General features: G+C 54.1%; 11 protein-coding genes. 5 read left to right on the top strand and 6 right to left on the bottom strand.

Annotation, left to right across the window (positions count from 1 at the left end; all coding sequences use genetic code 11):
* The first annotated feature begins 46 nt into the window (after positions 1–46).
* The 5 genes from ACKGJP_RS14035 to ACKGJP_RS14015 all read left to right on the top strand — a co-directional run bounded on the left by ACKGJP_RS14035 (position 47) and on the right by ACKGJP_RS14015 (position 7,337).
* Complete coding sequence (locus ACKGJP_RS14035; RefSeq protein ID WP_409346248.1) at positions 47–2,413, top strand: helix-turn-helix domain-containing protein; 2,367 nt, start codon at positions 47–49, stop codon at positions 2,411–2,413.
* A 202-nt stretch (positions 2,414–2,615) separates the two neighbouring features.
* Positions 2,616–4,220: a DUF3502 domain-containing protein gene (locus tag ACKGJP_RS14030; RefSeq protein ID WP_409346247.1), complete on the top strand. Its 1,605-nt coding sequence runs from the start codon at positions 2,616–2,618 to the stop codon at positions 4,218–4,220.
* Between the two features lie 124 nt (positions 4,221–4,344).
* Positions 4,345–5,289, top strand: a complete 945-nt coding sequence (locus tag ACKGJP_RS14025) for an ABC transporter permease (RefSeq protein ID WP_409346246.1) — start codon at positions 4,345–4,347, stop codon at positions 5,287–5,289.
* Between the two features lie 13 nt (positions 5,290–5,302).
* Positions 5,303–6,190, top strand: a complete 888-nt coding sequence (locus ACKGJP_RS14020; RefSeq protein WP_409346245.1) for a carbohydrate ABC transporter permease — start codon at positions 5,303–5,305, stop codon at positions 6,188–6,190.
* Positions 6,191–6,245: 55 nt separating this feature from the next.
* Positions 6,246–7,337, top strand: coding sequence for an exo-alpha-sialidase (locus ACKGJP_RS14015; protein ID WP_409346244.1), 1,092 nt, complete (start codon positions 6,246–6,248; stop codon positions 7,335–7,337).
* Positions 7,338–7,422: 85 nt separating this feature from the next.
* Here the strand turns inward: ACKGJP_RS14015 and ACKGJP_RS14010 are convergent, their stop codons facing one another.
* The 6 genes from ACKGJP_RS14010 to ACKGJP_RS13985 all read right to left on the bottom strand — a co-directional run bounded on the left by ACKGJP_RS14010 (position 7,423) and on the right by ACKGJP_RS13985 (position 14,229).
* Entirely contained in the window at positions 7,423–8,073 is a 651-nt protein-coding gene (locus ACKGJP_RS14010) for an ABC transporter ATP-binding protein (RefSeq protein WP_409346243.1), read from the bottom strand.
* Between the two features lie 4 nt (positions 8,074–8,077).
* Complete coding sequence (locus ACKGJP_RS14005) at positions 8,078–9,721, bottom strand: ABC transporter permease (RefSeq protein ID WP_409346242.1); 1,644 nt, start codon at positions 9,719–9,721, stop codon at positions 8,078–8,080.
* A 3-nt stretch (positions 9,722–9,724) separates the two neighbouring features.
* Positions 9,725–10,849 carry a Fe(3+) ABC transporter substrate-binding protein gene (locus ACKGJP_RS14000; RefSeq protein WP_409347158.1) on the bottom strand — a complete coding sequence of 375 codons (1,125 nt, stop codon included), beginning with the start codon at positions 10,847–10,849 and terminating at the stop codon, positions 9,725–9,727.
* 197 nt (positions 10,850–11,046) lie between these two features.
* Complete coding sequence (locus ACKGJP_RS13995) at positions 11,047–12,117, bottom strand: Fe(3+) ABC transporter substrate-binding protein (protein WP_409346241.1); 1,071 nt, start codon at positions 12,115–12,117, stop codon at positions 11,047–11,049.
* Positions 12,101–13,519, bottom strand: coding sequence for an ATP-binding protein (locus ACKGJP_RS13990; RefSeq protein WP_409346240.1), 1,419 nt, complete (start codon positions 13,517–13,519; stop codon positions 12,101–12,103). Before ACKGJP_RS13990 ends, ACKGJP_RS13995 begins: the two co-directional genes overlap by 17 nt.
* 32 nt (positions 13,520–13,551) lie before the next feature.
* The gene (locus ACKGJP_RS13985; RefSeq protein ID WP_409346239.1) at positions 13,552–14,229 is read right to left on the bottom strand and encodes a response regulator transcription factor; all 678 of its coding nucleotides are present in this window, start codon (positions 14,227–14,229) and stop codon (positions 13,552–13,554) included.
* Positions 14,230–14,543: the final 314 nt, after the last annotated feature.

Below are 14,543 nucleotides of genomic sequence, written 5' to 3'. Positions count from 1 at the left end.
AAGAGAAGAAGTCTGCACAACACTTTTATCCTAAGGGGGGGTCTTCTTGCTTCACAGGGTGAGGTCGTTTACAAGACACAAGCATTTTTTCATGCGACTTCTTACATTTACACTGCTGATTTGTCTAGTCCCGATCGGCGTCCTCGGCTTCTTCTTCTACCATAACGTGCAAAATTCGATGCGGCACGATATCGAGCAAGCGAATGAGCTGTATTTGAACCAGACGGTGAACGCCATGGAGCTGGTCGTCAAACAAATCGGCAACGGCTTTCGCCAATTCGTCACGAACAACACGTTAACCGAGTTCGATATGTTCCCGCTCGGCAACTATTTCGAGGAGATTGGCGCCTGGCATACGTCGTCTAACAGAGAGCAGCTGCTGGAGTATATGGCAAGCAAGGCCAAAGTGCTGCGCAGCATGAACGATTTGCTGAAGCTGAACGAGTTCATTTGTTCGGTGTATTACATCAATCCGGCCCGGGGGATCGTCCTGACGTCCGGGTATTTGCAGTATGAAATCGATAAGTTTTACGACTCGGACTGGGACAAAAGCTTGAAGCCGTCCGCTCTCGGCTACCCGCTTATCCTCAACGTGCGCAGCGCCATGCAGGAGGACGGCACGCTCAAACGGGTCGTTCCGGTAGTCTTTCGGCCGCTGGCGTCGAACTATACGATCGTCATCAATCTGGATGCGAACGCCTTCTATACGAATCTCATCAGCAGGCTCGGCGTCGAGCACGGCACCTCGGTGATGGTGTTTTCGCGCGAAGGAGAGCCCCTGCTTTATGACAATGACGCTTCCAAGGCGGACGGCCTTACCTTCGTTCAGTCAATACTCGCTTCGCAGGATGAAGCAGGCGGCGGCAGCTTGAAATCGCACAAGGTCGTGGCCGAGAGACAGCTCGTCTCCTGGCGGAATTCCGAAGTGCTCGGCTGGGATATCGCCAACGTCACGAACCTGCACACGCTCTACCGCAACGTCTCCAATATTCGCAATCTGTTCTACACCGTATCCATCCTGCTGACCGTAGCGACGGCCATTCTGGCAGTGGTGACGAGCCGCCGCATTTACAGACCCGTCAATCATCTGCTCCAATTCGTCAAAGACGGCAGTCAGGGCGTTAGCCGCGGACTGGAGGGCAGAAGGCCGCGCGGAGAATTCCGCGTGATCAGCGACGGGCTGGCCGATGCGTACGCAACGGAGAGACGATTGCGGCTCCGGCTGCGGGAAAGCTTGCCTGCCTATCAGGAGAAGTTCCTGCGTTCGCTGCTGAAGAAGCATGGGCTGCAGCCGAAAGCCGTCGAGGAGCGCTTTGACTATCTGGGTATCGGCTTAAAGACGCACGGCATCGTCCCGATGCTGGTGTCCGTCGACAACGGCGGGCGCGCCGCCGCGAGCATCGAGAGCGAGCAAATCGAACAGCTGCTCGTTACCCATTCGATTGACTCGGCGGTCGATGAAGAGTTCGCGCATTGGGTGCTCGAGATGGAGGACGATGTCTATCTGGTGCTGGTCAATTGCGCGGAGCATGAAATGTCCGCCGTGTTCTCCATCGCCGAAGCCATTAAAGATTCGATAGCCGAGCGTCACGGGATGCCCTGCACGATCGGCATCGGCACGTACGGCAGGACGATCGGCGATCTGCCGCAAGCCTATCAGGAGGCCGAAGAAGCGCTGCAATACCGCGGGATGACGGCGGATAGCGACATCGTCTATATCGAGGATGTCAGGCTGCACGCTCACGAGCCGCTTCCATACCCGAAAGATAGGGAGTCGACGTTCATCGTCTGTCTCAAGAACGGCGACAAGGACCAGGCGCTCGCGGTGTTTGCCGAAATGGTGCGGGATATGCGGGACAAAGCGGGGAAGGTCGCATTTCCCCATGTACAGCAAACCTTCTTGCTGCTGCTCGTCAAATTGATCGAAACCGTGCGCGATTTGCATCTCGACATGCGCGAAATCGTGCCGGGTGAGCGCTCCCATCTATTGGCCGTCTTTTTGCAAAAGGACGATTGGCGGAGCATGACCGCCTGGTTCGAAAGCTTGATCAGCGCAACGGCGGCGTATATCGGCCAGGCGTTCCGCGAGAAGAAAAACACGCATGTCGAGCATGCCAAGCGGCTAATTCAATCCGAGTCGGCCAGTACGGTTTCGCTTACGTCGATCGCGGAGAAGCTGAACTTGAATCCGGCCTATCTCAGCCGCATCTTTAAGGAATATACGGGCGTAACGTTCACCGACTATGTGATACAAGCACGTCTCCGCCGCAGCAAGGAGCTGCTCCTGCAGACCGAGCTGAAGGTGCAGGATATCAGCGAACAGCTCGGCTACGCCAAAGTAAATCACTTCATTAAACTCTTTAAAGACATGACGGGGATAACGCCGGGCGAGTTTCGCAAGCAGCATTTTTGATACCGGGCTCCGCGGGGACAGCAGTCGCTGTCCTCTTTTTTTCCCGAATCGGGCTGCGCTCTTATCGCCGTTTCCCGTCATTACGTTTTGATGACATTGTCATCAAATGGGCGATTCAGGTCATGATCCGGGCATGTGAAACGGGCCGGCGATCCTATTATGATAAAGCTGCAAGGCCTATAAACGACAAGGAGTGATTCGTTTGGAGCAGCGCAAGGGGGAAGGTTGGAAGAAAGCGGGGAAATGGATCGCAGGCGCTTCGATAGCGGCGTCCGTGCTCAGCGGCTGCAGCGGGGGCGGTAAAGAAGACGACGGAACGAAGGCCGGCACCGCGCCATCGGCTTCATCGGGACCGTACGCCAAGCATCTGGATCTTTTATGGATCGGCCACAATCAGATCGGCAAAATCAACGACTCGGTCAACAATCCGGTAAAGAAGCTGATCGAAGAAAAGTTCAACGTCACGCTCACGATGGTACCGCTCGACGTTCACAACAAAGAACAGGTCAACCTGTACTTCGCCGACGGCAAGACCGCCGATCATATCCGGATCAACGTCGATTCCACCTTCTTGATGGAGCAGGGCTTGGTGCGGGAGGTTCCGGAGGATAAGCTGCGCAAGCTCATGCCCGAATGGATGAAGAGCATCGAAAGCATGGTCGATCCCAAAATCGTCGCCTCTTCTATGAAGTTCAAAGGAAAGCTGTATGCGGTTCCGTTTATCAATTATTCGGCGCTTCAGCCTTGGGTCATGGGCGTCCGCAAGGACTGGCTGGACAATGTCGGGCTCGCCAAGTTGCCGGAAACGCTTGAGGAATACCATGAAATGCTCAAGCGGTTCACGTTCAACGATCCGGACAAAAACGGCAAAAACGATACGTTCGGCGGCCACGGTCTTCAGCTGTATTTGCGCGGCGCGTTCGGCCTCGGCTCCGGCAGCGCCTTCTACGCCGATAGCAGCGGCAAAGTGTTCTCCAGTGTGCTGACGGACGGCTATAAGCAATATTTAAAAACGATGCAGGCTTGGTACAAAGAAGGCTTGATCGATCCCGAATCGATTACGGATCAGCGGCCGCAGCAGCGCGCCAAATGGGCGGACGGCAAATTCGGCGTTCTCGCCGATCATCCTTGGTGGTACGCGTCGACTACAGCGGGCAATGTGACGAAAATGCTGACAGACAAGAAACCGGACGCCAAAATCGAATTTTTGAAACCGTTTGCGGGACCGGGCGGAGATAAAGGAGCGGGCGGAACCGCCTATCCGGCGATGCAGCGCGGCTTCTTCTTCGGCAGCAAAACGAGCGACGAGAAAATGGAGCGCATCATGGCGATCAAGAATTTCATGTCCGCCGACGATCATTACTACATCCGAGCTTATTTCGGCGAGGAAGGCAAAGGGTATATGAAGGACAAAGACGGCGTCATCCAAATTACCCCGGACTATTTGTCCATCGATAAAATTACCCAGGAAGGCATCGGCCAATATTTCGCCTTGCGTCCGGACAACTGGGACTTCTTCAAAAAGAACAACGTGCTCAAAATCGATCTGCCCGCCTATGATGTTGCGATGAGCAGCCCGAAAAAATACAACGACATCAATTTTACGATCAATTCCACGAACGAAGCGCTTTTGAAAAACGGCACGGCCGTCACAACGGTCGTCACGGAATTCGAAACGAACGCAACCGTCGGCAAGCTTGACATCGACAAGGAATGGGACGCGTTCAAGAAAAAATATCTCGACGCCGGCGGTCAGGCTATTCTGGACAATTATCAGAAGCTGTACGATGAGGCGAACAAGAAGTAACCGGCTCAAGAACAGGATCGTATGGCGGATGCCCGCGCCTTCCGCGTTAATTCCGCCATGCGTCACCTCAGCAAGGAAAGAATCCTATACAGTATGCATGTTCCCTGGAAAGGAGGCTATCGGCATGAGCGACATAACGGCCGGCTTATCGGCCCCCCTGTCCCCCAAAGCGTCCGGCGGCAGATGGCGGAAATACGGATTTTATTATGTCATGTTGGCTCCGGCGCTCATCTGCTTTCTGATCTTTAACTACATTCCGATGTACGGCGTCATCATGGCGTTCAAAAATTACCGCTTTATCGACGGCATTATCGGAAGCCCATGGATCGGCATGGAAAATTTCAATCAGCTGTTCGACGATATTTTTTTCTGGCGCATTCTGCGCAACACGCTTGTCATCAGCGGCTTGCACATATTGTTCGGCTTTCCCGCTCCGATCGGGCTTGCCCTGCTGTTTAACGAGCTGATGAACGGCAGATTCCAAAAAATCGTGCAAACGATTTCTTATTTGCCTCATTTCATGTCTTGGGTTATTTTATCGGGCATCATGATCGAGCTGTTGTCTCCGTCCCGCGGCGCGCTCAATTTCGTCATCACCCTGTTCGGCGGCAAGCCGATTCATTTTCTGGCCGATCCGGACACGTTCGTCGGGGTGCTTGTGGCCAGCCATCTGTGGCAAAGCGTCGGCTGGGGCAGCATTATTTATTTGGCCGCCATCGCCGGCATCAACCAGGATCAATACGAATCCGCCACGATCGACGGAGCGAACCGGTTTCAGCAAATGCGGTACATTACCCTGCCCTCGCTCATCCCGGTCATGACCGTGCTCTTCATTCTGAACGTCGGCGGGGTCATGAACGCGGGTTTCGACCAAATATTCAACCTGTACAACCCGGCTGTTTACAGCGTTGCGGACATTATCGATACGTATGTATACCGCATCGGTCTGATCGATACGAAATACGGCTTCTCAACAGCAGTCGGCTTATTCAAAAACGTGGTCGCCCTTGTGCTGGTCATTGGGACGAATTACATCGTCAAGCGGTTCAACGAATACGGGATATGGTGAGGAGGGACGACTCGTGACTACGTTTAGACGCAAAAGCCTGGCAGGCAAGTCATTCGATATTTTCAACTATGGCCTTATGATCGTCCTGTCGATTCTGTTCCTGTATCCGTTCTGGAACCTGCTGATGCTCTCGCTAACCGCTCCCGCCTTCGTCGACAAGCTGGGATTGCGGTTATGGGCGGAGGGCTTTAATCTGATGTCCTATAAGCAGTTGTTCAGCAGCGACATCATTTACATCGCCTACCGCAATACGATTCTCCGGACGGTTGTCGGAGCGGGCCTTACCGTTCTGGTAACCATGTGTGCGGCGTATTCGCTGTCCCGGAAGGATTTGCCTTACCGCAACATCATTACATTGTTTATTTTGTTTACGATCTTCTTCAGCGGCGGACTGATTCCCTCTTATATGAACATCAAGAAGCTCGGCCTGCTCAATTCCATGTGGGCGCTTATTTTGCCGACGCTCGCCAATGCGTGGTACATCATTCTGGCGCGCAACTTTCTGATGGGCTTTCCCAAGGAGCTGGAGGAATCGGCGCTGATCGACGGGGCGAATCCGGTACAGGTCGCTTTCCGCATCATCTTCCCGCTGTCGATGCCCATCATTGCGGTTATCGCGTTATGGTCAGGGGTCGCGCATTGGAATGCATGGTTCGATGCGATGATCTATTTGCGAGAGAAGAACGACTTCGTTCTGCAATTGCTCGTGCAAAAAATATTTCAGCAGGACAAAATCGACACGACCAGCTCCGGCACCTATATTCAGGTAACGACCGAAGTGACGAATCAGTCGATCAAGGCCGCGACCATAATCGCCGCGATTACGCCGATCGTCGTCGTGTATCCGTTCCTGCAAAAGTATTTCGCCAAAGGCGTCATGATCGGATCGCTGAAAGGCTGATAACGGATTCGGAAACGAGCGAGTTCAAGCTCGACAACCCAAGGAGGTTTATTCGATGGCCAACGTAAAACCGATTGAGCACTTGGTAATCTATAAGGATGAGCATTACAATACGTTCCCGACCGTCGTTCCGCTGGCGGACGGGACGTTCCGGCTCGGCTTCCGTCAGGCGCCGGACCGCCGAACCGCATATGCCGGAGCGATTACGCATGTCGATGCGTCTTCGAAGGCGGTCTCGATCGGATCGCAGGACGGTATCGTGTGGGACGCGAAGGCTGCCGTCATCTGGGACGATTTTTTCCATGGCGTCCAGGATCCGTGCCTCAACGCGCTGCGGGACGGCTCTTTGTTCGTCACTTATTTCACCTGGAAGGTGTACGAGAAGGAAGAAGCTCCGGCAGAGCTAAAAGCCGGCACCTGGCACCGCCTCATGGATCGCTGGGTCGGCGTGATGGCGGGCTGCTACTCGATCCGTTCTGCGGACGGGGGATTGACTTGGGATAAGCCGGCGCTCGTAGAGCTTGGCGATGTCGTCCTTCGCGGCAGCAGCGTGGAAATGGAAGACGGCTCCATCCTGGCGCCGTTCTACGAACAGGAAGACGAAACCTTCAACGTGGTGGTCGGAAAAACGGCGGATCGCGGGCATACCTGGGAACGCGCGGCCGTCATTCCGGGCTACGAAGGCCAGTATCATTTTCATGAGCCTACCCTGTACAAGACCGATGCAGGCAAACTGGTGCTGTTCATCCGCAGCTTGAAGCTGAACAGGCAGCCTGGGGAAGAGCAATCCGCGGCGCCGTTGTTCACGTCCGAGTCGACGGACGGCGGACGCACGTGGAGCGCGGTCAAGCGGTGGCCGATCTATTCGCCGAGCCCGTTCAACGCCCTCCGGCTGGCGGACGGCCGCGTGCTGCTGAATTACGGCTACCGCTACAAGCCGTTCGGTATTCGAGCGCTCGTGCTTGACGCCGAGTGCACCGATCTGGGCACCGCTGCGGAATCCGTCATCCGCGAGGACGGCCTCGGCAGCGATATCGGGTATACGAGCGCGGTGCAGCTGGCGGACGGCCGCGTGCTGATCACGTACTACTATTACTTGGACGACGGTACGAGATATATCGCCGGAACGCTTTGCGAAGTGGAATAGACGAAGCACAAAAAGTACCGGTTCCTGCCCAAAAAAGCGGGAAGCCGGTACTTTTGCGCATTTTCGATGTGCTTGCCAGACGATCTCACGGCCGACCTTCCTGAACATGGAGAATACGGTCGCAGATCGCGTCGATATCCGCCTGATCGTGGGAAACGAATAAGCAGGTTGTTTTGGCCTTCTGTAATATTTGACGAAGCTCGCTGCGGATCGCTGCCTTCAAGTGGGCGTCCAGGCTGCTGAACGGCTCATCCATCAAAAGCACGGACGGCTGCGGAGCAAGAGCCCGAGCCAAAGCGATTCGCTGCTGCTGCCCTCCGCTCAGCTCATGCGGGTACCTGCGTGCGTAGTCCTTCATCTGCACCAGCCCCAGCATTTCTTCCATCCGCGAACGGCGCGCGGCACGCTTGAGCTTGTGCAGCCCGAACGTAATATTATCGGCAACGGTCAGATGAGGAAAAAGCGCATAATCCTGAAAAACCATGCCCACGCCGCGCTTATCCGGTTCCATAAAAGAACGCTCGTCCACGATCGGACGGCCGTCGATGGAAATGCTGCCGCGCTCCGGCGCTTCAAGTCCGGCAATCAGCCGGAGAAGCGTACTTTTGCCGCTGCCGCTCGCCCCCAAAATGCCGACGATTTCCCCCTTGGCCATCGTGAACGACAATTCCTCGATAACCGCCGGCTGCCGCTTGTCGAAACGGAACGTTACTTTTTCTACGGCGACGAATGCCATGAATTCATCTCCTTTCGAGCTTGAGCATGAGTAGTACGGAGACCAGACTGAGCATAACCAGCAGCAGCGAAGGCAGCGCAGCATCATAAATGCGTTCATCCGTCGCATATTGGTACGCCCGCGTAGACAACGTATCGTAATTGAACGGACGAAGCAGCAAGGTCAGCGGCAGCTCCTTGACGATTTCCACGAAGGTCAGCACGAATCCGCTCAGCACCGGGCCTCTAAGGAGCGGCAGCTCGATTCTCATAAAGGTCGCCAAACCGCTTCTTCCGAGCGTCCTCGACGCCTCCGAGTACGTACGCGGCAATTTCTCGTAGCCTGCCTCGAGGGCACTATATCCCGTTGCCATGAAGCGAATCACGTAACCGGCAATCAGCATGGCGAGAGACAAGCTGAGCACCAGCGTTCCCTCCTCTTTGCCGAGACGAACATATAGCGGCCCCAGCCATTGATCCAGCGCAATAAACACGGCCAGCACGCCGATCGCGATAATCGCTCCGGGAACGGCATACCCCGCCGACAGGAGACGAGCCATCGCTTGCAGGAGAGGCGTAGCGTACATTCGCGCCGCTCTGGCGGAAAGTACGGCAATTACGATAACAATGCCCGTTCCGATTGCCGCTCCTTTTACCGTATTCGCCAGCAAATGTTTGAAATCCGACCGCCAAAACGAATCGTTGTATTCGACCGTCCAAACGGCCAGCTGTACGATCGGAGCAAGGAACGCCAGAATAAAAACAAGCGAGCAGAGCAAAGTCGCGCTCCAAGCGGCTATCCCCTTCAACCGCTGCGGTTTAAGCGATCTGCTTTGACTCGTCGTGCTTGCGTACTGCCGGTTGCGCCGAAGCAGCCGCTCCAGCATGAACAGGCCGAGAACGGCAACCATAAGCCACGCTGCGAGCTTGATTGCCGAATGGACGTCGTACATCCCGAACCAGGTTTGGAAAATGGCGGTCGATACCGTCTGCACGCCGAAAAAATTGGATACCCCGTAATCGCTGAGCACTTCGAACGCCACCAGCATGACACCGGCCATGACGGCGGGCCGGGCAATCGGGAGCACGACTCTGAGAAAGATCGAGAGCGGCTTATGCCCCAGAAGCCTTGCGTTTTCTATATAGGAGGCGCTTTGCCGCTCGAGAAAGGTGCGGGTAATCATGAACACGTACGGAAATAAAAACAGAGTCAGAACGAATACGGCCCCGCGTGCCGACATCACCTCAATCGTACCCGGGGGCAGCACGATATCAAAGCGATTGCGCAATGTCGCTTGTATCGTACCCGTATAACCGGTCATCGCACTATACGTATAAGCCGCGATATAGGGCGGAACCGCAAGGGGCAATACGAGCGCCCACCGGAAAAATTTGCTCAACGGAAACGCGTACCCCACAACGAGCCAGGCAAGCACGACCCCGATGAAGGCGGCAAAAAAGCCGGTAAACAGCACCAGCTTAGCCGAGCCCAGCATATAGTCCGTAAGCAAATACTGCTTAACCTTGTCCCAATTCTCATTAGCCGGACGGAACAAACCGGTCAGCACATAAAGGATGGGCAGCATAACCGCCGCTGCCCCGATCAAGCTTGCCATCGTCCATCCGTTCATATGCCTTCCGATCGTTCTCGGAAGCAATGTCAGTTTCATCGCTTATTTCCAACCGACTTTATTGGCGATCTCCACCGCTTTCGGATTGAACTCGCCGTATGCCGCGAAATCGACGTTCTGGTGCTTGAACTCTCCCCAGCTTTTCAGCAATTCCGGAAGCTTGGCCTGCTTGTTCACCGGGAATTCGAAGTTGGCCTCCGAAACCTTCGTCTGCGCTTCAGGCGCTGTCAAAAATTCGATCAGCTTTACGGCATTGTCTTTATTTTTGCTGTGCTTGACCAATCCGGCCCCGCTCAAGTTCAAGTGCGTCCCCGTCGTCTGCTGGTTCGGGAAAAATACGCCGATTTTGTCGGCTACCTTCAATTCTTCCGCATCCTTGGAAGCCGTTAACTGCCCTACATAGTAAGTATTCATGATCGCAACATCGCCTACGCCGGCCACGATCGCTTTCGCCTGGTCCCGGTCGCCGCCTTCAGGCTGGCGCGCCAAGTTTGCCGCAATGCCGGCAGCCCATGCTTCGGTTTCTTTCTCGCCCTTGATCGCGATGAAGGAGGCGAGCAAAGACTGATTATACAAGTTTGTCGAAGAGCGGACGACTACCTTGCCCTTCCATTTGTCCGTAGCCAAATCCTCGTAGGTGGAAAGCTGGCTTGGATTAACGCGATCTTTGGCATACACGATGACGCGAGCCCGAGTCGACAAGCCGATCCAATGGTTTTCCTTATCGCGCAAATCGGCCGGAACTTGTTTGTCTACAACGCTCGATACGACCGGCTGCAGAACCTTCTCCGCTTTGGCCGAGTTAAGAATGCCTCCGTCAACCGTAAGGAACAAGTCGGCAGGCGTACTGGCGCCCTCGCGCTTGATCCGCTCGATCAGCTCGGGTGCTTTTCCTTCCACTACGTTAACTTTGATGCCGGTCTGCTTCGTGAACATGTCGTACAGCTCTTTGTCTACGTCGTAGTGGCGAGCCGTATAAATATTGACTTCCCCGCCTGTTTTGGCAGGTTCGGGACTAGCCGATTTCGCCGGCTCTGACGTCTTGCCCGGTGAAGCGGCATTTGTCTTGTTGTCCCCCGAATTGCTGCCTGACCCGCATCCGGCAAGCAGCGCGATGACGAGCATAAGCGAAACCAATAAAAAGAGTGAACTGCGTTTTTTGTACATCATCTTGTTTCCTCCTCCACATTTACAGCTGATGATAATATTCATTCTCAATGAAGTCTCAAAAAAAATAGCTTGTTTCTTTATGTGATGCAAATGAGAATCATTATTATCGTCGATGCCTATTGATCATTTTAGCAACCCAAAATGAGAAAATGATGTGAAAAGAAAAAAACTTTTTGCACGTTTGGCGCAGCCTTCTATTTCCAGCCTGTTTTCTCGAAAATTTCCGCGGCGCGCTTGCGATGGCTGCCCAGACGGGCAACATCGATCGGTTGCCGCTTGAACCCCTGCCAAGCTTGAAGCAGCGCAGGCATGTCCGCTTCCTCGTTCACCGGAAACTCAAAGCTTCCTTGCGCCAGCAAGGTTTGCCCTTCATTGCCCGTCATAAATTCGGCAAGCTTAACCGCGTTGTCTTTATTCGGAGCCTGCTTGGCCAACCCGACCCCGCTAATATTGAGATGGGTCCCGGTCGTAAGCTGATTTGGAAAAAAGACGCCGAGCTTGCTTGCAATCTCTAGATCCTCCGGGTCTTTGGAAGCCGACATTTGACCGATATAGTACGTATTCATAATGGCGACGTCGCCGAGCTTCTCCGCAATCGCCTTGGCCTGCGCGCGGTCTCCTCCTTCCGGCTCGCGGGCAAGATTCCGGACGATGCCTTCCGTCCACTTCTCCGCATTCGGCTCTCCGTTTAGTTCGATAAAGGAAGCAAGCAGCGATTGATTGTACAGACTCGATGCGGAACGAACCAATACTTTTCCTCTCCATCTCTCGCTCGTCAGATCCTCGTAGGTCGAAAGCTCCTCCGGTTTCACCCGGTCTTTGGCATATACGATGACCCTTGCCCTTGTCGCGATACCTACCCATTTATTCTCCCGATCGCGCCATTCCGCCGGTACGTTCCTGCTCAAGACATCGGACGGAAAGGGCTGAAGAACGCCGCTTTGTTTGGCGTAATCCAGGGCGCCTCCGTCAACGGCTATGAATAAATCCGCGTTCGGCGCATCGCCTTCCCGCTTCATGCGTTCCACCAGCTCTTCCGCCGTGCCCTTAACTTCGTTTACTTGAACGCCCGTCAGCTTCGTGAACTGTTCGAATAGCTGGCTGTCGACGGTATAATGCCTTGCGGTGAACACATTGACGACCTGATGCTTCCCTTTGGATTGGCGGTTCTCCTGCTGCGATTGGTCTGCAGTCGAACAACCGGCAGCAAAGAGCAATGCTGTCATCGTCAGCAGCATCGAACCGCTTTTAACCCGCTTTCTCATTGGAATCGTCCTCCCGATCATCCGAATTGGGGCAGCTAGGAAACGATATCGTAACGGTCGTTCCGACGAATTCCTTGCTGCGAATGGTCATTTGACCGTTATAGCGCTCCACCAGACGTTTAGCAATGGCCAGCCCGAGACCCGTACCACCTTGCTTCCGGCTTCTTGCCTTGTCCACCCGGTAGAAACGGTCCGTCACATGCGGCAAATATTTCTCGGGTATGCCGATCCCGCAGTCGATAACTTCGATGAACGCTTCGTCATTGCGAATAAAGCCTTGAACGAGAATCGGGGAGCCCGGCTCGGAATATTTTACAGCGTTGTCTAACAGGATCAGTATAATTTGCTCCAAATGCTGCTTGGAAACCGCTACCGACATGCCGGTGAACCCCGCGAAACCCGTTTCGAACCGGAACGCCGGATGAAGGAGCTCCACTTGCTCTATCATGGCCAGAATCGTCCGATCGGCGTTTCCTGTGCCGCTTTCTGCGGACAAGCCTTCCTTCTCCGCTCTTGTTAAAGCGAGAAGATCCTGAACGAGCCCCTTAAGCCGTGTCAATTCATGATACGAAATGTTTAGCGATTCCTCCAAAACGGCGGGATCCTGCTTACCCCAGCGGCGCAATAAAGACAGATGCCCGTCCATGATCGCAATCGGCGTCCTTAATTCATGCGAAGCATCCTCGACAAATTGGCTCTGCTCCCGGAAGGAACGCTCGACTTGGTCCATCATGCCGTTGAACATGTTCATCAGCGTAGCGATTTCATCTTCATTGCCGTTGTGCGGCATCCGTTCCTGCAATCCCTTGCGGATAACGTTCCGGATCGTCTGCGCCATTGATTGAAGCGGCTTCAGCAATTGCCAGGCGAGCAGTCCGCCCCCCAAGCCGCAAAGAACGATAGCCCCTAAGCCGAACAAGAGAAATACTCTTAAAATCGCCTCCGTCAGCCGCTTGAAATGATCCAAGCTTTTCACGATCTCAATCGTTCCGTTTACCTGATGGATCGTAAACGGACTTCTCATAACCAATAAAGAATGGCCGGAATACGAGGTAATGACGGTTTCCGTTTTGGACTTGGGCGCCGGTTCGATCCACGCCTCCGGGATGTTGCCCGATACCGCGACGACCTTGTTGCCATGCTGGTCGATAATGCGGATCAGCTGATTGTTCTCGTTTACTTTGTCCAGATAGCTGCGAATTTGCGGCATGTCTTCTTCCGAAAAGGAGGGCTCCTTCTCCAGCAAATCGTTGAGAATGGCGTTCATTTTTTGCTTCGCGGCCGTCTTTTCCTGACCGATCATCCACTTCTCGACAAATAGATATTGAACGGTATTATAAGCGACGAACAGCACAAAAATCAGGAAGGCCGACCATATGGTAAGCTTCCACCTGATGGGCATCCGCGACAACTTCCGAACAAGGGATTGTGCGGTCATTGCTTCATCACATAGCCGACGCCGCGCACCGTTTGAATATAGCTGTCTTTTCCCGGACCGTCTATTTTGTTCCGCAAATACCTCACGTACACATCCACGACATTCGTATCGACTGCGGCTTCGAACCCCCACACTTTATCCAGCAGCGTTTCCCGGTTCATCACCCGGTTCGCATTTTCCATGAGCGCTGCCAGCAGATCGAACTCTCGCTTGGTCAGCTCGATCTCGCGGTTCCCCTTCTTTACGACCCTCAAATCCACATGAACGGACAGCTCTCGTAACGTAAGCAGCGGTATGGGGCCGTCCGCATTTTCCGCTTGTCTTCTAAAAATAACCCTCATTCGGGCCATCAACTCTTCGATTGCAAAAGGCTTCGGCATGTAATCGTCGGCGCCGCAATCCAAGCCGGAGACCCGGTCCATAATGCTGTCCCTCGCCGTAAGCATGATAATGGGCGTTTTTTTGATCGATCGGATTTGGCGGCAAACCTCCAATCCGTCCAGTTTCGGCAGCATCAAATCCAATAAAATAATATCCCATTCCTCGGCAAGCGCGTGGTGCAGGCCGCTTTCGCCGTCATAGGCCAATGCTACGGCAAACGCCTCGCGCCGCAGCTCCATTTCGACAAACCGCGCTAGATGCTGTTCGTCTTCAATGAATAAAATCCGCTTCATTCCATTCGGTTCCTTTCTTCTCGTGATGGACACATCCATCTGCTAGTACTGCTAGTATAGCTTATTCCATCAATAATGAGAATCTTTATCAAATAGTAAAAAAAACCGTCAGGTTTCACCCTGTCGGTCCTTTTTGTGCGAAGCCTTACGTCTGCGCGTGGGAGAGGGGACGGGTATGGGATTCCAGCCGCTCTTCCACCCCATACCCCTCCCCTCTTCTCACCTTCCCTGTTTTCTGTTACGCCTTGGTTCCCTACCGGTCTTCCAGCCGGTATTCATTGCCATGAACACCGCTGTCCTTGTCCAGACGGAAC

It is taken from the genome of Paenibacillus litoralis, from assembly GCF_046244365.1.
In the GTDB taxonomy this organism is placed as follows: Bacteria; Bacillota; Bacilli; order Paenibacillales; family NBRC-103111; genus Paenibacillus_V.
This window is presented reverse-complemented; position numbering and strand designations above follow the sequence as displayed.

Excerpts from the sequence above, each read along its gene's own strand:
- ACKGJP_RS14005 (WP_409346242.1), bottom strand. The coding sequence starts at position 9,721 with ATGAAACTGACATTGCTTCCGAGAACGATCGGAAGGCATATGAACGGA.
- ACKGJP_RS13995 (WP_409346241.1), bottom strand. The coding sequence starts at position 12,117 with ATGAGAAAGCGGGTTAAAAGCGGTTCGATGCTGCTGACGATGACAGCA.
- ACKGJP_RS14025 (WP_409346246.1), top strand. The coding sequence starts at position 4,345 with ATGAGCGACATAACGGCCGGCTTATCGGCCCCCCTGTCCCCCAAAGCG.
- ACKGJP_RS13990 (WP_409346240.1), bottom strand. The coding sequence starts at position 13,519 with ATGCCCATCAGGTGGAAGCTTACCATATGGTCGGCCTTCCTGATTTTT.
- ACKGJP_RS14015 (WP_409346244.1), top strand. The coding sequence starts at position 6,246 with ATGGCCAACGTAAAACCGATTGAGCACTTGGTAATCTATAAGGATGAG.
- ACKGJP_RS13985 (WP_409346239.1), bottom strand. The coding sequence starts at position 14,229 with ATGAAGCGGATTTTATTCATTGAAGACGAACAGCATCTAGCGCGGTTT.
- ACKGJP_RS14010 (WP_409346243.1), bottom strand. The coding sequence starts at position 8,073 with ATGGCATTCGTCGCCGTAGAAAAAGTAACGTTCCGTTTCGACAAGCGG.
- ACKGJP_RS14000 (WP_409347158.1), bottom strand. The coding sequence starts at position 10,849 with ATGTACAAAAAACGCAGTTCACTCTTTTTATTGGTTTCGCTTATGCTC.